This is a genomic window from Phycicoccus sp. Soil802, assembly GCF_001429605.1.
In the GTDB taxonomy this organism is placed as follows: Bacteria; Actinomycetota; Actinomycetes; order Actinomycetales; family Dermatophilaceae; genus Pedococcus.
On record NZ_LMSS01000001.1, the window covers coordinates 214472 to 236512 of the forward strand.

A 22041-nucleotide genomic window follows, 5' to 3' on the forward strand; every position below is an offset into this window, starting at 1 on the left:
TCCTGTCGAGTCGCGGTGGTCAGTTCCAGTGTCGCCGCACGGGGCGGATGTGGCCAGACATGGTGACGCAGTCATCACGCGGCCTTCCGGCCGAGCCAGACGGCGAAGCCGACCATGATGCCGAGCCCGAAGATCCAGACGAACAGGCCCTCGGAGACGGGGCCGAGGTTGCCCAGGGCCATGCCGCCGACGTTCTCCTGCTTGTCGACCTCGTGGAGGTAGGCGACGATGTCGTTCTTGGCCTCGGGGGAGATGTTGTCGTCGTTGAAGACGGGCATCGACTGCGGGCCGGTCACCATCGCCTCGTAGATGTGCTTGCCCTCGATGTCGCGCAGGGCCGGGGCGTACTTGCCCCGGGTGAGCGCGCCACCCGAGCCGGCGAAGTTGTGGCACATGGCGCAGTTGACGCGGAACAGCTCGGCGCCGAGGGCGACGTCGCCACCCTCACCAGTGGTGTACTCCGCGTCGGGCACGGCGGGGCCGGGGGCCAGCGAGGCGATGTAGGCGGCGACGGCCGAGATCTGTTCCTGGGTGAACCGGACCTCGTCGGCGCGGGGCGCCTGGACGTTCGGGGCTGCCATCGGCATCCGTCCGGTGCCCATCTGGAAGTCCACGGCCGCGGCGCCGACGCCCGGGAGGGCGGGGCCGGCCTTCGTGCCCTGGGCCTGCAGGCCGTGGCAGGTCGCGCAGTTGGCCAGGAAGAGCTTCTTGCCCTCCTCGACCGAGCTGGCCGCGGCAGTGGCGGCGTCGGCCTGCTTGGGGGCGAAGGTCGAGTACGCGACCCCGGTGAGGATCAGACCCAGGAGCAGGAGCAGGGCGATCGCGGCCGGGTGTCGGCGGCGGGCGGCCAAGGCGTTCACGGTGCGGTCCTGTCGACGGAGGTGGGCAGGGCTGGCTGGGGGTGCGGGTGGAGCATCGTGCCGGTCACTTCAACAGGTAGATCGTCGCGAACAGCGCGATCCACACGACGTCGACGAAGTGCCAGTAGTAGGAGGTCACGACAGCACCCGCGGCCTGCGCATGGCTGTAGTGCCGGGTCGTGAAGGTGCGGCCGATGATGAGCAGGAAGGCGAGGAGGCCGCCGGTCACGTGCATGGCATGGAAGCCGGTCGTCAGGTAGAAGACCGAGCCGTACGCGGTGGACGAGAGGGTGATGCCCTCGTGGACCAGCTCGGAGTACTCGAGCACCTGCCCGGACACGAAGATCGCGCCGAAGATGTAGGTCAGCACGTACCACTCGCGCATGCCCCAGTTCTTGACCGCGAGGAGGCTGGCGTCGCCGCGATGCGGCTTGCCGTGCTCCGCCGCGTGGACGCCGAGCTGGCACCACACCGAGGACACCACGAGGACGATCGTGTTGATGGTGGCGAAGGGCACGTTGAGCACCTCGGTCGAGGTGTGCCACAGGTCCGGCTCGACCGAGCGGATCGTGAAGTACATCGCGAACAGGCCAGCGAAGAACATCAGCTCGCTGGAGAGCCAGACGATGGTGCCGACCGACACCATGTTGGGTCGGGACACCGGCCCGTGGCCGGGGATGCTGCCGGCCGAGCGAGCGGGTTCAGAGGTCACTGGAGATGCGGTCGCCACGTGCGCCAGATTAGCCACATTCCCAGTCCGGCACACCGTCGACCCCCCGATGGGCGCGTGACCGCGCCGAAACGCCGCACCGGTAGCATCAGCGCCATGACCGCTTCGCACGCGACCGCCGCTGACGTCCCGACCTCGTCGGGGTCACCAGCAGCGGCTCAGACCCGTCAGATCTCGGTGCTCTTGTACAGCGACGACAAGACCACCCGGGACGCTGTCCGCGTCACCGTGGGCCGTCGGCCGGCCCGCGACGTCGAGGTCTCCTCGTGGCGGGAGTGTGCCACCGCGGCGGCGGTGATCGAGGCCGTCGAGAACGCCTCGTTCGACGTCCTCATCCTCGACGGCGAGGCGGCCCCGACCGGTGGGCTCGGCCTCTGCCGGCAGCTCAAGAGCGAGATCTTCGCCTGCCCCCCGGTGCTGGTGCTGACCGGTCGCCCGCAGGACGGCTGGCTGGCCACCTGGTCGCTCGCCGACCTGGCCGTCCCGCACCCGCTCGACCCGATCGCCCTGGCCTCGGCCGTGGCCGAGCTGGGTCGCCGCGGGCGTCCCAGCGCCTCCTGAGCCGGTGACCGCACGCGAGCCGGCCGGTCACACCTGGCCGGACCTGCTCACCCTGCTCATCGCCGGTGAGCACCTGAGCACCGACCAGGCCGCCTGGGCGATGAACGAGATCATGGGCGGCGAGGCCTCACCGGTCCGGGTCGCCGGCTTCCTCGTCGCGCTGCGGTCCAAGGGCGAGACGGTCGAGGAGCTCCGCGGGCTGGCCGACGTCATGCTCGCCCACGCCAACCAGATCGAGGTGCCGGGGCCGAGCCTCGACATCGTCGGCACCGGTGCGGACCGCTCGAACACGGTCAACATCTCCACGATGGCCTCGGTCGTCATCGCGGCCAGTGGGGTCAAGGTGGTCAAGCACGGCAACCGCGCCGCGTCGTCTGCCTCGGGCTCGGCCGACGTCCTCGAGGCGCTCGGCGTCAACCTCACGCTCACCCCGGCCCAGGTGGCCGAGGTGGCCGCCGAGGCCGGCATCACCTTCTGCTTCGCCCAGGCGTTCCACCCGGCCATGCGGCACGCCGCCGCGGCCCGCAGCGGGCTCGGCGTCGGCACCGCCTTCAACGTCCTCGGTCCGCTGACCAACCCGGCCCGTCCCACCTACGCCGCCGTGGGGGTGGCCGACCCGCGGATGGCGCCCCTCATCGCTGGCGTCTTCGCGGGGCGCGGCTCCGCGGCCGCCGTCTTCCGCGGCGACGACGGGCTCGACGAGCTGACACTCAGCACGACGTCGACCGTGTGGTGGGTGCGCGACGGCGTGGTCAGCCAGCGCGTCTTCGACCCGCTCCACGTCGGCCTCGAGCGGCAGCCCGTGGAGGCCCTGCGCGGCGCGGACGCCGCGCACAACGCCCAGGTGGCCCGCGACCTCTTCGGCGGCCAGCGTGGCGCAGTGCGTGACGCGGTGGTGCTCAACGCCGGGATGGCGCTCGCCCTCGCCGGTCGGGACCTCGAGGGCGGTGCGGAGCCGGCCACGCACGACGCCACCGACGAGGCGTTCGCCGCCAGCGTGCGCCTCGGCATGGACCGCGCCGAGGCCACCCTCGACTCGGGCGCCGCCGCTGCCCGGCTCGAGCAGTGGGCCGCTGCGACGCAGCGCCTCACCTCCGCCTGACCCCCACCGGCGGCTCAGCCGTCGACCTCCTCGGCGGCCACCCGCAGGATGGCGGCGACCGAGCGGTCGACGTCCTGCTCGGTGGTCGACCAGTTCGAGACCGAGACCCGCATCAGCCGGCGCCCGTGCCAGGTCGTCGCGCCGAGCCAGCAGGTCCCCTCGCGCTGGACGCCCTCGACGATCCGGTCGGTGCGCTCGTCGCTGCCGAAGCCGACCAGCACCTGGTTGAGGACGACGTCGTTGACCACGTCGGCCCCACCGGCTTCGAGGCCGTCGGCGAAGCGCTGGGCCAGGGTGCAGCAGCGCTCGACCAGGTCGGCGACGCCGTCGCGTCCCAGCTCGCGCAGGGCAGCCCACACGGCGAAACCCCTGGCCCGCCGTGAGGACTCGGGCACCAGGTCGCCCAGGGCCGGCATCGGGCCGCCCTGTCCGGTGAGGTACGCCGCGGTGTAGGACAACGACCCGGCGTGCACCTGGGGGTGCGCGCAGATGGCGAAGCCGCAGTCGTAGGGCACGTTGAGCCACTTGTGTGCGTCGCACGACCACGAGTCCGCGAGGTCGACCCCGTCGACCAGGTGTGCCCTCGCGGGGCTGGCCCCCGCCCAGAGGCCGAACGCGCCGTCGACGTGCACCCACGCTCCGTGCCGCCGCGCCACCGCGCTCGCCGCCCGCAGGTCGTCGCAGGCGCCGGTGTTGACGTTGCCGGACTGGAGGCACACGATCGTCGGTCCGGGTTCGGAGCGCGCCAGGACGGCCGCCAGGTCGGCCACCTCGATGGCGCCGTTGGCGTCCGTCGCCACCTCCTCGACGACGGCCGTCCCGAACCCGATCAGCCGCAGCGCCCGGTCGATCGTCGCGTGGCGCTCGGCGCTCGCCACCACGCGCACCCGGGGCGCTCCGAGGAGGCCGTCCTTCTCGACGTCCCAACCCACCGACCCGAGGACGTGGTGGCGGGCGGTGGCGAGGCTGACGGTGTTGGCCCCCTGGGCCCCGGTGACGAACCCCACGGTGGCTCCGGCCGGCAGCCCGAGCAGGTCCTTGAGCCAGCCGCCCGCGAGGTCCTCGGCCACGGCCGCGGCGGGGGAGAGGGTCGCGTTGAACGCGCACTGGTCCCACCCCACCGCGACCAGGTCGGCCGCGCTCGCCGCGGGCAGCGCTCCGCCGATGACGAAGCCGAAGAAGCGGGGACCCGGGGTGCCGACCAAGCCCGGCCCGAAGGTCTCGACCAGCTCGTCCAGGACCTCCCCGGCGGGGGTCGGCCGGTCACGCAGGGCCACGTCCGCGGACCCACGCAGCGCCTGCGCGGACAGCCGGGCCGCAACCGGGGCAGCGGCCACCGCCGCGCGGTGGTCGGCTGCCACGCGGGCAGCCCGGTCGAACAAGGTGGTGAGGTCGTCCATGACGCGAAGGTACGCCCGCCTCCCGGCCCAACGCCCGCACCTGATGCACGAGCGCGCCGGGTCAGGACATGGAGGCCAGCCAGCTGACGGCTTGCCGGGCGTCGGCCCGGCGCTGCTCGTACCGCGCCCCGACGGCCAGGAGCAGGACCCCGAGCGCCCCGAGGGTGAGGTAGCGGGGCAGCAGCACGGCATACGGAAGCAGCTGGGTGAGGGTGACCACGACGGCCGAGGCGGCACCCAGCACGACGAGCGCCTGCCAGCGGCGCAGCGCGCCGAGCACCAGGACGGCGACGGCAGCGACGACCGTGACGAGCGGGCGGGCGAGACCGTCGTCGACCGTGGTGAAGAGGGTCGAGGGCAGGAGCGCGACGGCCAGACCCGGTCCAGCGGTGAGCCACGAGTGGTCACCGAGCTCGCGGTGCGACCACAACCCGGCGGCGAGCAGGAAGGCAGCCAGCGGCAGCGTCCACGCCTCCAGGGTCGTCACGTCGCCGTCCCAGAGCTCCACCCACACCGCCGCCGTCAGTGCGACCACGGCGACGGTGACCACGGCGCGACGGTGCGGCAGGGCGGCATACCCAACGGCGACAAGCCCGTATGCAGCGGCAGCCAGTGCGGCGGCGTGCGGCCAGGAGCGGTCGACCGCGACGACCACAGCGGTGACCGCGACGAGGACGGCCAGGCCACCGAGGACCAGCTCCTCGGTGCGGTGGCGACGCCACTGCGCCAGCCCGGCGAGGCCGAGCGCCGCCGCGGCCAGCAGCACCCACTGGGAGCGCGGGCCGACCAGGCCACCGCCCAACCAGAGCGCCGAGACCGACGCGAGGGTCGTCGTCGCGGTGGCGAGGGGGCGCAGGTGCGGGCGCAGCACGGCGGTGGCGGCTCCGGTGAGCGCGATGACCGCGAGGACGGCGATCACCACCCCGTCACCGAGAGCTGCCCCCAGGGCTGCGCCCAGCGCGCCGAACACGGCGAGGTGGCCGACGACGGCCAGGGGCGCTTCCTCGGGTTCGGCGCGACGCAGCAGGGCGACGGCGACGAAGGCCGCACCCGCAGTGGCGGCCGCGAGCACCGAGGCGGTGTCGGAGAACATCGAGCCGGTGAGGGCGGCGGCGCCCACGGAGGCGACCGCGCCGACGGCACTCGCGGCCGCGCGCCAGGTCGGCCGGTGCACTGCGGCCGTGGCGGCCACGAGCGCGGTCGCGGTCAGGGCGATGGTCGTCGCCGGCCGGGAGGCCTCGACCGCGCAGACGACCACGAGGACACCCAGCGTCGCGCCGGCCTGGGCCTCGACCCACGCGACCCCGAGCGAGGTGGTGCGTGAGCGGGCGACCACGAGAGCGGTGCCTGCCACGGCGGCGACGACCGCGAGCACCGCGGCCCAGAAGGCACCGAGCTGCAGGGCGAGGCCCAGCACCGCGGTGGGGCCGGCCACCGAGGCGACGACGGCGACCACCCCGAGCGCGCGCCAGTCACCGGTCAACGCCCGCGCAGTCCAGTCGGCGCGGACGGCGGCCCGGGTGCCGAGGCGCGCGGCGCGGACCGCGACGACGCGTCGCACGACGACGGCACCCGCCACTGCGAGGGTCGACAGGATCGCCACGCTGACCAGGCCGTCGGCGGTGAGCCCGTGGACCACGGGGCCGGCGAGGTCCGCAGTGGTCGAGGAGGACAGCGCATCGAGCCCGGCGCCCAGCGCGCCGACGGCGGCGGTGACGGCTGAGAACGCGGTCCACCCGGCCGCCGGCCCCGTGGCGGCGCGCCGGGTCAGCCCGAACGACGCGGGGACGACCAGGTGCAGGGTGCCGAACAGCACCGCGCCGCCCAGGGCGAGGGCGGCGACCCCGGAGGCGTGGTCGGCGAAGGCCACGACGCCGGCCCACCCGAGCGAGGCGGCGGTCAGCGAGAGGAGGGCGAAGCCGGCGATCCTGCGGTCGCTGCGGTGCAGGGCGGCGAGGACGATGGCGGCGAGCAGTCCGGTGACCGCGCCGTAGCTGCGTCCGTCGAAGGAGTCGAGGCCGGCCAGCCCGAACCGCCGAGCGGCTGCCACGTCGAGGAGGAGCAGGCCGCCCGCCACCAGGGACAGGGCCTCGGCGCTGCTGGGCAGCCGGCGCCGGGACAGGACCAGCGAGGCCACTGTCGCGGCGGCGGTGAAACCACCCATGACCAGCAGCTGACCGACGATGCCGATGCGGAACCAGGCGATCGCCAGCGCGATCGACCCGGCCACCAGGACCAGGAGCACGCCGATGGCGAGCAGGGTCTGCTGGGTGGTCCAGGTGCGGCGAGCGGCTGTCGTTGCGCCGGGGAAGGGCTCGCCGGCGGGCGCGATGGTCTGCTCAGCCTCGTCGGCGGGGGCGGGAACCGATGGTGCGCTGACGCCCTGCGCTCGCAGCGCCGCGATCAGCTCGGTGCGTTCGCGCTGGAGCGCCGCCAGGCTCTGGTCGACCCGCCAGAGGCGCAGGGCGTCCGGGCCGGTCAGGGGGAGGTGGCAGCCCGGGCACGACGTGGGCGAATCGGGCAGGAAGCGGCTGCAGGCGGGGCAGGGGATGGGCGACATCGGTCCTCCGGGGGGTGCAGGAGCTCAGCGCTCGATGGCCCGAGTCTGCAGGTCAGGAGGGTTGCGCGGATGCGTGTTGCTACTCAGATCGGCCGTGCGGCCGAGGCAGTGGTGATCCGGGGTCGCCGGGTCAGTCGCCGTCGAGGCCGAGGCTGAAGGCGGCCTCGAGGTCGTGCGTGGAGTAGGTGCGGAACGCGATGTGGGTGTTGGTGCCCGTGACGCCCTCCACCTTGTTGAGGCGGTCGGCGATGACGTCGTTGAGCTGCTCGTGCTCGCGGACCCGGATCATCGCGATGAGGTCGGCATCGCCGGCGACCGAGTAGACCTCGGACACGCCCTCGAGCTCGGCGATGGCCTGGGCCACCTCGGGGATGCGGTCGACCTTGGCGTTGATGAGCACGATGGCGGAGATCACGAGCCCACTCTATCCGCGCCCCCGGCGTTTGCGGGCGGGTCCCCGGAGGGCTAGGACGCTGCGACGAAACCGGCCACCGCGTGGCGGGCCACCACCTGCGGCTCGAGCTCGGCCCGCGCCCCGCCGGCGCCGCCGACCGGGCAGGTCCACTCGCCGTCGAGGTCGACGATCCGGACGCCGGGGGTCTCCAGCCAGCGCAGGATCTTCTCGGTCTCCTCGGGGATCGCCGCGGGCGAAGGCCACGGCGCGGGGAGCACCACCTCGGCGCTGGTGCGGACCGCGTCGACGTAGGGCATCGGGTCGGCGCCGCGCGGCGAGACGGTGCTGGCAGCGAGCCGCCCGTGCCGGACGACGATGACCTCCCAGCCTCCGGCCGGGGCAGACCGGGCCGCCACGATCTCGCGGCTGGCTGCCAGTGGGGCGATGCGCTGGGCCCGCGCCATGCCGCGCACCAGCGCGAGCATCCGGTCGCGCAGGGTGCCGGCGTCCTCGAACCGCTCCTGGTCGGCCAGCGACCCCATCCGGGTGCGCAGGGCGGTCACCACGTCGCGCGAGTCGCCCGCGAGGGCGTGTACGGCGTCCTGCACGACCGCGGCATACTCCTCGACGCTCTGGGCGCCGGTGCACGGCGCGCCACACCGGCCCATGTCGGCGAGCGCGCACGACCCCACCCGTCGCGTGGGCGACAACCGCTGCACGCACTGGCGCAGCGGGATCACCTCGTGGACCGCAGCCACGGCGGCCTCGGCCGAGCCGCGGCTGCCGAACGGACCGATGTAGCGGGCCCCGTCGCCCCGGACCTCGCGGACGATCGACAAGCGGGGGAAGGCCTCGACCGTGAGCTTGACCCAGGTGGCCCGCTCAGGGGTCTTGGACCGCCGGTTGTAGCGCGGCTTGTGCTCGGCGATCAGGCGCAGCTCGCGCACCTCGGCCTCCAGGGTGGTGGCGCACACGACCGGGGTGACGGACTCGGCCAACCGCACCATCTCGGCCATCCGGGTGCGCTGCTCGGAGGCCGTGAAGTAGCTGCGGACCCGCGTGCGGATGTTGATCGAGGTGCCGACGTAGAGGACCCGGCCGTCGCCGTCCTTGAAGAGGTAGACCCCCGGCAGCTCGGGCAGGCCGTCGGCGAGCCAGCGCTTGCGGCGCTGGGCTGGGCTGACCCGCGAGGTGTAGCTGGAGAGCTCCTCGAGTGTGTGGACGCCGAGGCTGCCCACCCGCCCGATGAGGGCGTGCAGCACGTCGACGGTCGCCTGCGCGTCGTGCAGGGCGCGGTGGTCGGGCGTCGTGGTGGCCCCGAAGAGAGCGGCCAGGGTGGAGAGCTTGTGGTTGCGGGCCTCGTCGCGGCTGACCAGCTGGCGGGCCAGGTGGACCGTGTCGAGCACCGCGTGGCGCGGCCACTCGATGCCCTGCTGGCGGGCCGCCATCTTGAGGAAGCCGATGTCGAAGCCAGCGTTGTGGGCGACCAGCACCGCGCCCCGGGCGAACTCGAGGAACGCGGGGAGAGCAGCCTCGATCCGCGGGGCGTCGGCGACCATGGCGGTGGTGATGCCGGTGAGCGACTGGATGAACGGCGGGATCGGCAGGTGGGGGTTGACCAGGGTCTGGAACTCGCCGAGGACCTCGCCGGCCCGGACCTTGACGGCGCCGATCTCGGTGATGGCCGAGTCGGCCGGGCTGCCGCCGGTGGTCTCGAGGTCGACGACGACGAACGTGACCTCGGCCAGTGCCGTGCCCAGGTCGTCGAAGGTGCCTTGCACCATCTGGTCGCCGGCCGTCTGCATGGTCCTGACGGTAGGCCGCGGGTGTGACAGCCCGTGGCAGGCGCGCCTGTCCCGCACCGGGTTCCGTGGTCGGCAGCCCGCGCGGGTGGGCCGTCGCCGACGTCCCGGGTATGCCGTGGCGCCGGCGTTGTCAGTGCCCTCACCTAGCGTCGTGGACAGGTCACACGACAGAAGGACTCCCCGACAGAGAGCGAGGTGATCGCGATGATCATCGACTGCCAGAGCTGCCCCGTGCGCGACCTGCACTGCGCCGACTGCATGGTGACGGCCATGCTCGTGCCCCAGGGCGCCGAGCTGCCCCTCGACGCCGTCGAGCGTTCCGCCGTGGCGCGGTTCGCCGAGGCCGGGCTGGTCAGCGCGCACGAGGCCTCCTCGGCCAGGGCGCGCCGCGAGCCGTGGGCCGCCCACGTCCGCGCCGTCGGCTGAGCCGTCCCTACGATGGCCGGATGACCCGGGCCACCCCTCGACGACGCGGCGTCCGGCCGGCCCGGGTCGCGGTCGCGGCGACGACCGTCCTGGTCGTCGGGCTGCTGGCGGGGTGCTCCGACGACGGGACCGGGACCGGGCGCTCGTCGGGCACCGCCCGCGCGTCGCAGACGGCCACCACCCAGCAGAACGCCCCCGATCCCGCCACGGCCCGCGAGGACGCCCTCACCGCGTTGCTGTCCGCGCGGGCCGCCGCCGTGCGGGACCACGACCGGGCCGCCTTCGCCGGAACCCTCGACGACCCGAAGTCGGGGTTCGGGCTGCGCCAGCTGGCGCAGTACGACGCCCTCGCCAAGCTCCCCCTGGGCAGCTTCGGCTACGGCACCCCCGAGCCCGCCCCGGAGCTCGGGGCCGACCGCGTCGCCCAGCTCGGCCCGCAGGCGTGGGTCTCCCGCGTCGCCGGGCACTACAGCCTGGCCGGCTACGACACGGCGTCCCGGGAGTTCGAGTCGTACTTCACCGTGGTGCGTCGCGACGCCGGGTGGCGGCTGGTCGACGACACCGACGGGGGCACCCAGGTGCAGGCCTGGGACCTGCCCTCGTTCACGGTCGTGCGGAGCTCGACGACGCTGGTCATGGGGTCCGGTCCGGCGCGCCGGCTGCGCCCCTACCTCGCCCTCGGCAACCTCGCCGTCAAACGGGTCGACGCGGTCTGGACCGCCCCCTGGAACAGCCGCCTGGTGCTCGTCGTGCCACGCACGGCGGCCCAGATGGCCGAGCAGGTCGGCCAGGACAAGGACTCCGTGGCCCAGGTCGCCGCCGTCACCGACGGGCCGTTCGACACCACGGGCCGGGCCGGGGCCGACCGGGTCGTGGTGAACCCCGGGGCGTTCGCCACCCTGGAGAGCCGGGGGCAGCAGGTCGTCGTGACCCACGAGGCGACCCACGTCGCCATCCGGGCCACGACCGACCGACCGGTCCCGCTGTGGCTGTCCGAGGGGATGGCCGACTACGTCGGCTACCGCGACGTCGGGGCCACTCGCCGGCAGGTGGCGGCGGCGCTGCTGGCGAAGGTCCGCGCCGGCAACGGTCCGAAGTCGCTGCCCACCGCGGGCGACTTCGACCCCTCCCGGACGACGATCGCGCCGAGCTACAACGCCGCGTGGCTGGCCGTGACCCGCATCGTCGACCGCTACGGCCGCAAGGCCCTGGTGCGCTACTACCTGACCGTCGCCACGAAGCCCTCCGGGTCGTCCTCGGCGACCCCCGACCAGGCAGCGGCGGCCGCCTTCCGGACCGTGCTGGGCACCAGCCAGGGCGCGTTCACCAAGGAGTGGCTCGGCTACCTGCGGGGCCTGGCCGGATGACCGACCGTGCGTCGGTCCCGGACCCTGCCCCGAAGACGGACGCTGCCCCGATGACGGACGAGGAGCCGCTGCGCCGCCGGGCCGCGCGGGTGGTCGTGGTCGACCCCGACGGCCACGTCCTGATGATCGAGGGTTTCGACCCGCACCACCCGGACGACCCCTACTGGTACACGATCGGCGGCGGTGTCGAGCCGGGGGAGACCGACCCCGAGGCGGCGGTCCGCGAGGTCTGGGAGGAGACCGGTCGCACCGTCACCGTCGACGAGCTCGTCGGGCCGGTCCACCACGACGAGGACGCCTTCTCCTTCGAGGGGCGCACGATCGTCCAGCAGCAGGTGTTCTACGGCTGGGTCACCGAGCGCTTCGACGCCGACCCCGCCGGCTTCGCCGAGCTGGAGGTCCGCTCCACCATCCGGATGGCGTGGATCGACCCGGCCGAGCACCGCGCCCGCGGCGAAGCGGTCTACCCGGTGCTGCTCGAGGAGCTCGTCCGGGCCGTCCGAGGGGCGAGGGCCAGCGAGACGACGACCAGCGACCCGACCAGCCAGAACTGGTTGTAGAAGGCCTGCTTGTTGACGAGGTTGGCCACCAGCAGCACCAGCGCCAGCCAGCGCAGTACCTCGGCGAGGGTGGGCTGGCGGCGCCAGACGGTCCAGCACACGGCGGCGAGGGTGCCCAGCACCGCGACACCGGTCACGGCGAACGGCAAGGTCACCCCGAAGGTGTTGAGTGCCAGCAGGTAGAGCGTGTTCGCGAACTTGATGGGGTGGAACCCGACCAGCAGGCTGATCGTGTCGTGGACGAAGTCCGGCGGGCTCGCGAGGAACCACGGGGCGATCAGCACCCCGGTCAGCGCACCGGTCGCCACGGCCCGGCGCCACCCGAACGGTCGCCACAGCAGCAGCACGGGCAGCAGCAGGGCCAGGTGCTGCTTGCTGGCGCAGGCGAGCGCGAGCGGGATGACCGACCACCACGCCCGGTCGCGCTGGACCAGGACGGCCCACCAGACCAGGCCAGCGAGCAGCAGCGGCTCGGTCCAGGCCTGGTCGAGCTGGGTGAGGGTGCCGGGGGCGAGGACGAGCAGGCCGGTGACCGCCGCAGCGGTCCAGACCCAGCCCGCCCCGGTATGCCGCACGGCCGCGCCGCGGGCGAGCATCCAGACCCCCGCGACCGCGACCAGCGTCCAGAACGCCAGCGCCCAGCGCACGTCGCCGAACAGCCAGCGCCCCGGGGCGAGCAGCACCGCGGTCCAGGGCAGGTAGGTGAACGCGTCCTGGATGCCGGGGGAACCGGTCCAGTTCATCGCGTAGAAGTTCTCGCCCCGGCCGAGGCCGTCGGCGGCCTGCTGCAGGGTGACCCAGACGTCGATGCGCGGCCGCGGTGACGACGTGATCGCGATCGCCGCACACGCGGCATACCCGGTCACGGCCACCACGCCGGCAGCCCAATGGGCGCGCACGGTGGTGGCGCACAACAGGATTGCGCAGGCCAGCGGCACCACGACGAAGAGGGTGGTCGCGACCGCCAGACCGGTCGGGGCGAGGTAGCTGAACAGCGGCACCGCGAGGGTCGCCAGGGCCGAGCCGGCCAGCATCACCACCACCGCGGGTCGGTGGAGGGTGACCCGCCAGCCGGCCCACTGCCAGAGCGCCAACGCCAGCGTGGCCGCCGTGAGGGCGGCCACGATGGGAATGCGGTAGCGCACGACGCTCCACTGCAGCGCGGTGAAGAAGACCAGCCACGCCAGCGGCAGGGCGACCGACCCCACCACGGACCGGGCGGAGGGTCCGGGGGCGGCGCGCATGGCTAGACCCTACGGGCCGGTGCTCGCCGGGAGCCTCCGGGTCAGCGGGTCACTCCTTGGCACCGGAGTAGAGCGCCTCGACCTCGTCGTGGAAGTCCTTCATGACGATGTTCCGCTTGAGCTTCAGGCTCGGCGTCAGGTAGCCGTTCTCCTCGGTGAAGTCACCCGGCAGCACCGCGAACTTGCGGATCGACTCGGCCTTGGACACCGACTTGTTGGCGTCGTCGACGGCCTTCTGGAGCTCGGCGAGGACGGTCTCGTTGGTGCGGGCCTGGTCGAAGCTGACTCCGGAGAGGCCGTTGTTCTTGGCCCAGCCCGGGTACATCTCGTCGTCGAGGGTGAGCAGGGCGCCGATGAACGGCTTCTGGTCACCGACGACGATGCACTGGGAGATCAGGGGGTGGGCCCGGAGCCGGTCCTCCAGACCCGCCGGGGCGACGTTCTTGCCACCCGCGGTGACCAGGAGCTCCTTCTTGCGCCCGGTGATCCTGAGGTAGCCGTCCTCGTCGAGCTCGCCGATGTCGCCGGTGTGGAACCACCCGTCGAGCACCGCGCCCGAGGTGGCCTCGGCGTTGTTGTGGTAGGCGGCGAAGACGTTGTTGCCCTGGATGAGGATCTCGCCGTCGTCGGCGATGCGGATGCCCACCCCGGGGAGCGGGGCGCCGACGGTGCCGATCTTCACGCGGTCGGGCACGTTGACCGTGGCCGGGGCGGTGGTCTCGGTCAGGCCGTAGCCCTCGAGCACCGTCACGCCGATGCCGCGGAAGAAGTGGCCCAGCCGGGTGCCCAGCGGCGCGCCACCGGACACGGCGTACATCACCCGGCCGCCCATGGCGGCACGCAGCTTGGCGTAGACCAGCTTGTCGAAGATGCCGTGCCGGACCTTGAGGCCGAGCCCGGCCCCGCCGGTGTCCTGGGCGGTGGACCAGGCGATGGCGGTGTCGGCGGCGGCCGCGAAGATCTTGCCCTTGCCCTCGGCCGTGGCCTTGGCCTCGGCGGAGTTGTAGATCTTCTCGAAGACGCGCGGCACCGAGAGGATGAAGGTGGGCTTGAACTCGGCGAAGTCGGCGAGCAGGTTCTTGATGTCGGCGCTGTGGCCCATCTTGGCCTCGCCGGTGACGCAGAGGACCTGGATGAACCGCGCGAAGACGTGGGCCAGCGGGAGGAAGAGCAGCGTCGAGGCGCCGTCGGCCTTGACGACCGACTTGAGCTTGGTGATGGCGTTCTCGGACAGGGCGAGGAAGTTGTCGTGGGTCAGCTGGACGCCCTTGGGGCGGCCGGTCGTGCCCGAGGTGTAGATGATGGTGGCGATGCTCGCGCGGTCGAGCCCACCCTTGGCGGCCTCGAGGTCGGCGTCGCTCACCTCGGCCCCGGCGCTCTTGAGCTCGGCGATGGCCCCGGCGTCGACCTGCCAGGCGTGCTCGAGGCCGGGCAGCTGGTCGCGCACCTCGGCGAGGGTCGCCGCGTGCGACGGGGTCTCGAGCATGATGCCCTTGGCACCGGAGTCGGTGAGGATCCAGGCGACCTGCTCGGCCGACGAGGTCTCGTAGATCGGGACCGTCACGGCACCCGCGGTCCAGATCGCGAAGTCGGTGAGGGTCCACTCGTAGCGCGTCTTGCACATGATGGCCACGCGGTCGCCGGGCGCGATCCCGGCGGCGATGAGGCCCTTGGCGACGGCCCGCACGTCCTCGTCGAACTCGGCCGCGGTCACGTCGACCCAGCCGCTGCCCTCCTTGCGGGAGAACGCCACCCGCGTGGGGTCGGAGGCGGCGTTGCGGCCCGGCAGGTCGGCCAGGCTCCCCTTGGTCGTGGGTGGCACGAGTGGGGGTGCGACGTGTTCCTGCACGGAGTCTCCTTTGACGGCGGCGCTCTCTAGCCTGTTTCGCACAGCCTACCCGTGGGTAAGCAGGTGGGGGCAGGGTCCATCCACATGGCGACGTGACGTGCGGAACACTGACCCGGTGCGCGACCACAGGATCGACATCGTCGACGAGACCTTCATCCGGGCCTCGCCCGAGGTCGTGCGCGCGAGCCTGGACGACCAGGCCTGGGTCGCGCAGGTCTGGCCGCACCTGACCCCCACGGTGACCCGCGACCGTGGGGTCAAGGGCGTGCGCTGGGCCGTGACCGGCCAGGTCGTCGGCGAGATGGAGGTCTGGCTCGAGCCGTTCCGCGACGGGGTGGTCGTGCACCACTACGTCCGGGGCCACCGGGGCCCGCGGGCGCCCCGGAACGTGGCCACGCGGCATACCCTGCGCTGGAAGCGGGCGGTGCACGGTCTCAAGGACCGTCTCGAAGGCGGTCCGGCGTCCGACACCTCGGCGTTGTAGCCTTCGGCGCATGGCCGACCGCACCGAATCCAGCATCGACATCGACGCAAAGCCGGGTGAAGTCCTCGACGTCATCGCCGACTTCGAGAGCTATCCCGAGTGGGCCACCGAGGTCAAGGCGGTCAGCATCCTCACGGAGGAGGGCGACGGCTGGGCCGACCAGGTGCAGTTCACCCTCGACGCCGGGGCGATCAAGGACACCTACACGCTCGACTACGAGTGGGACGTCGCGAGGAACGGCACCGGGGTCGTCTCCTGGAGCCTCGTCGAGGCCACCGTGCTCAAGGCGATGAACGGCTCCTACACGCTCGTCGCCAAGGGCAAGGACGCCACGACCGTCACCTACCGCCTCGCCGTCGACGTCAAGATCCCGATGCTCGGGATGCTGAAGCGCAAGGCCGAGAAGGTCATCATCGACACCGCGCTCAAGTCGCTGAAGAAGCGGGTGGAGGGTTGAGGCAGCTCGCCGCCGCGGACCCTCGATAGCCAAGGGGCGTCGACAGCCATGCGCGTCATCCTCTTCACCGGCAAGGGCGGGGTCGGCAAGACCACCACGGCAGCCGCCACGGCCGTCAAGGCGGCTCGGGCCGGCGTCAAGACCCTGGTCATGTCGACCGACGCCGCCCACTCGCTGGGTGACGCGCTCGGGGTCGCCCTGGGCGGGTCGCGCAGCGGGTCACCGGTCGACGTCGAGCCCGGCCTCTCCGCCCTGCAGATCAGCCCGCCCCACCTGCTGGGCGAGTCGTGGCGCGTGGTCCAGGACTACCTGCTCGCCGTCCTCGACACCGTCGGCGTCGACCCGGTCGTCGCCGAGGAGCTGACCCGCCTCCCCGGCGCGGAGGAGGTCGCGGCCCTCCTCGAGCTGCGGTCGCAGGTCGAGTCGGGCCCGTGGGACCTCGTCGTCGTCGACTGCGCCCCGACCGCCGAGACCCTGCGCTTGCTGGCCCTGCCCGAGGCGCTCGCCTGGCACCTCGAGCGCCTGCTCCCCGCGCAGCGCGGCCTGATCCGCACCCTGCGTCCTGCTGCGGCCGCGGCTGCCGGGGTGCCGCTGCCCGACCCCGCGGTGGTCGAGGCGGTCACCGGGTGGCACCGGCAGATGCGCGAGGTCCACCGCATCCTGACCGGTGACCAGACCTCCGTGCGGCTGGTCCTGACGCCCGAACGCGTCGTGATCGCCGAGTCGCGGCGCACCTGGACGTCCTTGTCGCTCTACGGCTTCGTCGTCGACGCGGTCGTCGTCAACCGGGTGTTCCCGGACGCCACCGCCGAGGAGGGCCGGACCGATGCCTGGCGCGCGTCGTGGAACACGGCCCAGCGGGGTGGCCTGGTCGAGGTGCGCGAGTCGTTCGCCGGGCTGCCGGTGGTCGTGACTCCGTATCTCCCGTCGGAGCCGATCGGTGCCGACGCGCTCGCCGCGCTCGCCGAGGCGCAGGAAGGCGGCAGCGACGTCCTCGCCCCCGTCACCCACCGCGGACTGGCGGTCGAACGCACCGACGAGGGGTTCCTCCTGGTCCTGCCGCTCCCGCTGGCCCACGCGGCCGACCTGGGCCTGCAACGCCGCGACGACGAGCTGGTCGTGACGGTGGGGGAGCACCGCCGGGTGCTCACCCTGCCGTCGGCTCTGCAACGATGCGTGGTCGAGGGTGCTTCCGTGCGCGACGGACTGCTGCGGGTGCGCTTCGTCCCCGACGAGGAGGTCTGGCCGCGTGGCTGACGACGAACGCCCTGCCGTGGGCACGGTGGCGGAGGAGGCTGCCCGCCTCCTGGACGCGCTCGGTGGCTGGGCCACCAGTGCGCAGGCCGGGTATGCCGCGGGGCCGGGTCACGCGGCGACCGCACCTGGCGCCGACCGGTCCGGCGCCGACGCGCCGGCCTCCGACCGATCCGGCTCCGACGAGTCCGGCTCCGACGAGTCCGGCTCCGACGGGTCCGGCTCCGACCGGTCCGGGACCGACGGGTCCGGGACCGACGAGCCCGGCACCCACGCGGGGGGCGCCGACTCGACCACCTCGCGCTGCTCGTCGTGCGGCGCGGAGAACGGCGTCGGGCAGGCGGTGGCCTGCCAGCTGTGCCCGGTCTGCCAGGGCATCGGGCTGCTGCGGTCGGTGCGACCCGAGACCGTCGACCGGTTGGCCGACCTCGCGGGTGCGCTCGCCGCGACGCTGCGCGACATCGCCGGCCAGCGCCGCGCCGACCCGGGGAGCTCCGGGTCGGCCTCGCCCCGCCGGTCGCAGCCCCACTCCTCGCGGGTCCAGGACATCACGGTCGACGACGAGGACGCCCCGGGGAGCGCGACCTCATGAGCGGCGGACTGGCGGTCGGGATCGACATCGGTGGCACCAAGGTCGCCGGGGGGGTCGTGGACCCCGACGGCGTGGTCGTGGCCCGCGCCCGTCGCGACACGCCGCACCGCTCGACCAACCCCAGCGTCGTCGAGGACACCATCGTCGACGTGGTCGCCGAGCTGATCGACGGCGCGGGTGACGACGTCGTCGCGGTCGGCATCGGCGCAGCGGGGTTCGTGGCCGCCGACCGCGCGACCGTGGTCTTCGCCCCCCACCTGTCCTGGCGCGACGAGCCCCTCGAGGCCAACCTGCAGCGCCGGGTGCCGGTGCCGATCTCGGTCGACAACGACGCCAACGCGGCGGCGTGGGCCGAGTGGAGATTCGGTGCGGCGCAAGGCGACTCGCACGTCGTGATGGTCAACCTCGGCACCGGGATCGGGGGCGCGATGATCCTCGACGGACAGATCATGCGCGGCCGGTACGGGATCGCGGGGGAGTTCGGCCACATGCAGGTGGTCCCCGGTGGCCAACGCTGCGAGTGTGGCAACAAGGGCTGTTGGGAGCAGTACGCGTCGGGCAACGCGCTCGTGCGCGAGGCCCGGGCGATGATGACGGCGGGCAGCCCGATGGCGACCGACCTGCTCAACCTCGTGGGTGGTGACCCGTCGTCGCTGACCGGCCCGATGATCACCGAGGCGGCCCGCGACGGCGACGCGACGGCCACCGAGCTGTTGGGCGAGATCGGCCAGTGGCTGGGGATCGGGATCGCCAACCTGGCCGCGGCCCTCGACCCGGGGGTGTTCGTCATCGGCGGTGGGGTCAGTGCCGCGGGAGACCTGCTGCTCGAACCGGCCCGCACGACCTTCCGACGGCACCTCACGGGGCGCGGCTACCGGCCCGAGGCCCGGATCGTCGCTGCAGCCCTGGGCAACGAGGCGGGGTTGATCGGCGCAGCGGACCTGGCTCGCCGCGACGCCATGGAACGGGCCGCGGCCGAGGGCGCATGAGCACGATGCGGGTGGCGTCCTACAACCTCAAGGACTTCACCCTCGACCGGCACGCGGCTGCGCGGGTCATCCGCGCCATCGACCCCGACGTGCTCTGCCTGCAGGAGGTGCCTCGACGGCTGCTCTCGACCTGGCGGGTGTCCGACTTCGCGGCCGAGTGCGGCCTGTTCTGGTCCGGACGGCACCGCGGCAGCGGCGGCACGACGATCTTCACCTCCCTGCGCGTGCAGGTGAGCGAGTCGCGTCACCACCGGCTCCGGGTGGCTGCGCTGCAGCGCACCCGGGGGTATGCCGTGATCCGGGTCGGTCCCGCCGGTCACCAGCCGCTGGTGGTGGCGTCGGTGCACCTGAGCCTCGACGCCGACGAGCGCGAGCGGCACGCAGGCCAGATCCTGCGGACCGTCTCCGGGGGCGGTCCGGTGCTGCTGGCCGGCGACCTGAACGAGGGCGAGACCGGCCGGGCCTGGCGGCTGTTCGCCTCGCCACTGCGGCTCATCTCACCGCCGGTGCCGACCTACCCGTCGAGCGCCCCGCACAGGGTGCTCGACGTCATCTTCGCCTCACCCGACCTCACGGTGCTCCCGCACCGGGCGGTCGAGCTCGAGGTCGCCGACCTCGTCGCCGCCAGCGACCACCGCCCCACGTGGGTCGACGTCGACCTCGACCCGCAGGCGGTGCCGACCGCGGAGACCGAGACCGAGGGCGAGCCCGTGGTCCCCGCGTCCACCGTCGAGCGCGTCGAGGAGGTCGCTGCCGATGCGGCGGCGAGCAGCTCGCAGGACGACCCAGCGGGCTAGGCAGGTGACGCAGGCACTGGACGGGTTGCCCGCGCGCTGCGCGAGCGTCGACCGGTCAGCCGGGATCGGCGTGCACCGTGGTCACCGGAGAGGGCTCAGATCCGGGCGCCGTTGTCGGGGTCGTCCTCGTCGCGGGCGTGCGGCTGGCGCATCACCAGCAGGACGAAGCCCATGACGGTCAGCCCCAGCGCGCCGAGGGTCCACCAGTCGCTGACGTCCGGTCGGAACATGACGATCCAGAGCAGCAGCAGGGGGCCGGCCACCAGGCCGACGATGATCCCCCAGAACTGCAGGTCCTCCTGCGGCGGCAGGGGAGCGGTCGGCCCGGGCTCGAAGTGGTCGTCGTCGAGGTCCGAGAGGTCGCGGAGCTCCACCGGGTCGGGGGACTCCTCGCCGGGCTCGGGCTCGGGGATCTCGGCGCCGCGCCAGACGACGAAGGGCCGGGTCGGCGGCGGGTTGGTGTTGGACCGCAGCGGAGGGTTCACGCCGGGGCCGAGACCCCGGGGGGAGTCGCCGGGTGCGGTCGGGCCGTCGACGGTCCTCGGGTCGGGCCCGGCGTCCAGCCCGGTGTCCAGCCCTGCGTCGGTCCCTGCGTCGGTCCCCGCGCCGGTCCCGTCGCCGGTCGCCGCAGTGGTCGCCGCAGTCGTGGCAGCGCCGTCCGCGGCGTCGGGCAGCGACTGGACCTCGTCCCAGCGCGCGATGATGTCCGCGAACTCGGCGTCGACGTCGCGGTCGCTCATGGATGCCCCTTGGTCTGGATCGGACGACTGGCCGGCCGGTGTGGGACCGGCCCGATCAGGTCAGCCGCTCGATGAACTGCACCGACTCGTCAAAGATACGTGGCGCGTCGTGGTCGAGGGTAGCCACGTGGTAGCTGTCGCGGAGCAGGATCTCGGTGGAGTCCTCGCTGGAGATCCGGGCGAGCACCAGCTCGGAGCTCGCGGCCGGCACGACGTGGTCCTCCGCGGAGTGCAGGAGGAGCACCGGCTGCGTGACCTCCGGCAGGTCGCGGATCACGTTCTTCCACGCCGTGAACTGCGAGTGGGCGGCCTGCACCGGCGACCGCTCGTAGGCCAGCTCGACCACCCCCGGCTTCTTGATGTCGCTGCCGATGGGGGCCACGCTCGGCACGACGTGGCGCAGCACCGGCACCAGCCGCACCCGCCAGTCGTCGAACTTCACCGCGGGGTTGACCAGGACCAGGCCGGACACCCGCGGCCCGTGCTCCTGGGCGAGCGCGAGCGCCAACGCACCGCCCATCGAGAGACCCCCGACGAAGACCCGGCCACAGCGTTCGTGGAGCTCGCGGAACGAGGCGTCGGCGACGGCATACCAGTCCTGCCACCGGGTGCGGTTGAGCTCCTGCCACGTCGTGCCGTGTCCCGGGAGTCGCGGGACGCGGACGGTCAGGCCGCGCTCGGAGAGGTGCTCGGCCCACGGCCGCACGGCCTGGGGTGTGCCGGTGAAACCATGGAGCAGGAGGACCCCCGTGTCGGTTCCGTCGTGGGAGTACGGCTCGGCGCCGGGAAGCACGGACAACGGGGCTCCTGGGGGACTCCGGGGTCGGACGGGGGGATCCGACGATGGCGCGCATTCTCGCACGGTGCCGCGAGGTCGCCCTCGGTACCGTAGAGTTCACGGCGTCACTTCGGAGGTGTGCTGGTGTTCTACTGGGTGCTCAAGACGGTCGTTCTTGGCCCGATCCTCAAGTTGCTCTTTCGCCCGTGGGTCGAGGGCGAGGAGAACATTCCCGACGACGGCGCCGCCATCTTCGCGAGCAACCACCTGTCCTTCTCCGACTCGATCTTCCTGCCGCTGGTGGTCCCTCGTCGCATGACGTTCCTGGCGAAGTCCGACTACTTCACGGGTCGGGGCCTCAAGGGTCGCGCGACGGCAGCGTTCTTCCGCGGCGTGGGCCAGCTGCCCGTCGACCGCTCCGGCGGTCGGGCCGGCGAGGCGGCCCTGCGCTCGGGGCTGAAGGTGCTGCGTCGCGGCGAGCTGCTCGGCATCTACCCCGAGGGCACCCGCAGCCCCGACGGCCGGCTCTACCGTGGCCGCACCGGTGTCGCGCGGATGGCCCTCGAGGGCAAGGTCAAGGTGCTCCCGGTCGCGATGATCGGCACCGACAAGGCCCAGCCCACCGGCACCAAGATCCCCAAGCTGATCCGGATCGGCGTCAAGATCGGCAAGCCGCTCGACTTCTCCCGCTACGAGGGCATGGAGGACGACCGGTTCGTCCTGCGGTCGATCACCGACGAGATCATGTACGAGCTGATGCTCCTGTCCGACCAGGAGTACGTCGACATGTACGCCACGTCGATGAAGGACCGCATCCTCGCCGCCGCGAAGACCAAGGCCCGCGAGCTCCAGGAGGCTGCCCTCCCGGGCACCGCCGCCAAGGAGCTCGAGGAGGCGCTCGACGCCCAGGACGACGAGTCGTCGCGCAAGGTCCGCCCCAGCGTCGACGACGCCGTCGGTGACATCGACGAGCTGACCGCCCGCGACGACGTGCGGACCGAGGCCGGGGCCGACCCGCTCCCCGCCGAGGGGGCGGGCGACGCGGCCTCCGACGAGGTGCCCCCGGGCGCCCGCGCGGCGAGCTGAGGACAC

22 protein-coding genes are annotated in these 22041 nt (G+C 73.1%); 12 read left to right on the plus strand and 10 right to left on the minus strand.

Going from position 1 to position 22041, the window contains the following annotated elements; translation table 11 throughout:
• Positions 1-74 precede the first annotated feature (74 nt).
• Positions 75-860, minus strand: a complete 786-nt coding sequence (locus ASG91_RS00945) for a c-type cytochrome (RefSeq protein ID WP_056920747.1) — start codon at positions 858-860, stop codon at positions 75-77.
• Positions 861-924: 64 nt separating this feature from the next.
• A complete protein-coding gene (locus tag ASG91_RS00950) occupies positions 925-1506 on the minus strand; it encodes a heme-copper oxidase subunit III (RefSeq protein WP_082593188.1) in 582 nt (193 codons plus the stop codon).
• 180 nt (positions 1507-1686) lie between these two features.
• Between ASG91_RS00950 and ASG91_RS00955 the strand changes: the two genes are divergently transcribed.
• Both ASG91_RS00955 and trpD read left to right on the plus strand, forming a co-directional pair.
• Complete coding sequence (locus tag ASG91_RS00955; protein ID WP_056920748.1) at positions 1687-2151, plus strand: response regulator transcription factor; 465 nt, start codon at positions 1687-1689, stop codon at positions 2149-2151.
• Between the two features lie 4 nt (positions 2152-2155).
• Positions 2156-3253, plus strand: a complete 1098-nt coding sequence (gene trpD / locus ASG91_RS00960; RefSeq protein WP_056920749.1) for an anthranilate phosphoribosyltransferase — start codon at positions 2156-2158, stop codon at positions 3251-3253.
• A 14-nt stretch (positions 3254-3267) separates the two neighbouring features.
• Here the strand turns inward: trpD and ASG91_RS00965 are convergent, their stop codons facing one another.
• The 4 genes from ASG91_RS00965 to ASG91_RS00980 all read right to left on the minus strand — a co-directional run bounded on the left by ASG91_RS00965 (position 3268) and on the right by ASG91_RS00980 (position 9412).
• The gene (locus tag ASG91_RS00965; protein WP_056920750.1) at positions 3268-4653 is read right to left on the minus strand and encodes an aminotransferase class V-fold PLP-dependent enzyme; all 1386 of its coding nucleotides are present in this window, start codon (positions 4651-4653) and stop codon (positions 3268-3270) included.
• Positions 4654-4714: 61 nt separating this feature from the next.
• A complete protein-coding gene (locus ASG91_RS00970; RefSeq protein WP_056920751.1) occupies positions 4715-7213 on the minus strand; it encodes an SCO7613 C-terminal domain-containing membrane protein in 2499 nt (832 codons plus the stop codon).
• Between the two features lie 130 nt (positions 7214-7343).
• Complete coding sequence (locus ASG91_RS00975) at positions 7344-7628, minus strand: Lrp/AsnC family transcriptional regulator (protein ID WP_056920752.1); 285 nt, start codon at positions 7626-7628, stop codon at positions 7344-7346.
• 50 nt (positions 7629-7678) lie between these two features.
• Entirely contained in the window at positions 7679-9412 is a 1734-nt protein-coding gene (locus ASG91_RS00980) for a DEDD exonuclease domain-containing protein (protein ID WP_056920753.1), read from the minus strand.
• Positions 9413-9616: 204 nt separating this feature from the next.
• On the opposite strand from ASG91_RS00980, the gene ASG91_RS00985 reads away from it, so the two are divergent.
• From ASG91_RS00985 to ASG91_RS00995, 3 genes are read left to right on the plus strand one after another with little or no spacing between them, the layout of a single operon-like run.
• Positions 9617-9838, plus strand: coding sequence for a hypothetical protein (locus tag ASG91_RS00985; RefSeq protein WP_056921199.1), 222 nt, complete (start codon positions 9617-9619; stop codon positions 9836-9838).
• A 20-nt stretch (positions 9839-9858) separates the two neighbouring features.
• Positions 9859-11205 carry a hypothetical protein gene (locus ASG91_RS00990; protein ID WP_056920754.1) on the plus strand — a complete coding sequence of 449 codons (1347 nt, stop codon included), beginning with the start codon at positions 9859-9861 and terminating at the stop codon, positions 11203-11205.
• 50 nt (positions 11206-11255) lie between these two features.
• Positions 11256-11765, plus strand: a complete 510-nt coding sequence (locus tag ASG91_RS00995) for an NUDIX hydrolase (protein WP_162257487.1) — start codon at positions 11256-11258, stop codon at positions 11763-11765.
• On the opposite strand, the gene ASG91_RS01000 is transcribed toward ASG91_RS00995, so the two are convergent.
• Positions 11669-13009 carry a DUF2029 domain-containing protein gene (locus ASG91_RS01000; protein WP_056920756.1) on the minus strand — a complete coding sequence of 447 codons (1341 nt, stop codon included), beginning with the start codon at positions 13007-13009 and terminating at the stop codon, positions 11669-11671. The genes ASG91_RS00995 and ASG91_RS01000 overlap by 97 nt on opposite strands.
• Before the next feature lie 49 nt (positions 13010-13058).
• A complete protein-coding gene (locus ASG91_RS01005) occupies positions 13059-14858 on the minus strand; it encodes a long-chain fatty acid--CoA ligase (RefSeq protein WP_056920757.1) in 1800 nt (599 codons plus the stop codon).
• Between the two features lie 115 nt (positions 14859-14973).
• Here ASG91_RS01005 and ASG91_RS01010 point away from each other — a divergent pair, with 115 nt between their 5' ends.
• Genes ASG91_RS01010 through ASG91_RS01035 form a run of 6 tightly spaced genes read left to right on the plus strand, consistent with a single transcriptional unit; the run spans position 14974 to position 19431 of the window.
• On the plus strand, positions 14974-15342 hold the full coding sequence (locus tag ASG91_RS01010; RefSeq protein ID WP_157605904.1) for a polyketide cyclase / dehydrase and lipid transport: 369 nt from the start codon (positions 14974-14976) through the stop codon (positions 15340-15342).
• 10 nt (positions 15343-15352) lie between these two features.
• A complete protein-coding gene (locus ASG91_RS01015) occupies positions 15353-15799 on the plus strand; it encodes an SRPBCC family protein (RefSeq protein ID WP_056920759.1) in 447 nt (148 codons plus the stop codon).
• Positions 15800-15847: 48 nt separating this feature from the next.
• On the plus strand, positions 15848-17056 hold the full coding sequence (locus ASG91_RS01020; RefSeq protein ID WP_056920760.1) for an ArsA family ATPase: 1209 nt from the start codon (positions 15848-15850) through the stop codon (positions 17054-17056).
• A complete protein-coding gene (locus ASG91_RS01025; protein WP_056920761.1) occupies positions 17049-17645 on the plus strand; it encodes a hypothetical protein in 597 nt (198 codons plus the stop codon). Before ASG91_RS01020 ends, ASG91_RS01025 begins: the two co-directional genes overlap by 8 nt.
• Entirely contained in the window at positions 17642-18634 is a 993-nt protein-coding gene (locus ASG91_RS01030; RefSeq protein ID WP_056920762.1) for an ROK family glucokinase, read from the plus strand. The genes ASG91_RS01025 and ASG91_RS01030 overlap by 4 nt, the downstream gene beginning before the upstream one ends.
• Positions 18631-19431 (plus strand): endonuclease/exonuclease/phosphatase family protein, encoded by an 801-nt coding sequence (locus tag ASG91_RS01035; protein ID WP_082593808.1) that lies wholly within the window; start codon positions 18631-18633, stop codon positions 19429-19431. Before ASG91_RS01030 ends, ASG91_RS01035 begins: the two co-directional genes overlap by 4 nt.
• Positions 19432-19526: 95 nt before the next feature.
• Here the strand turns inward: ASG91_RS01035 and ASG91_RS01040 are convergent, their stop codons facing one another.
• Positions 19527-20171, minus strand: a complete 645-nt coding sequence (locus ASG91_RS01040) for a hypothetical protein (protein ID WP_056920763.1) — start codon at positions 20169-20171, stop codon at positions 19527-19529.
• A 55-nt stretch (positions 20172-20226) separates the two neighbouring features.
• Entirely contained in the window at positions 20227-20964 is a 738-nt protein-coding gene (locus ASG91_RS01045) for a carboxylesterase (RefSeq protein WP_235544197.1), read from the minus strand.
• Positions 20965-21093: 129 nt separating this feature from the next.
• Here ASG91_RS01045 and ASG91_RS01050 point away from each other — a divergent pair, with 129 nt between their 5' ends.
• Positions 21094-22035: a 1-acyl-sn-glycerol-3-phosphate acyltransferase gene (locus ASG91_RS01050; RefSeq protein WP_082592574.1), complete on the plus strand. Its 942-nt coding sequence runs from the start codon at positions 21094-21096 to the stop codon at positions 22033-22035.
• Positions 22036-22041: the final 6 nt, after the last annotated feature.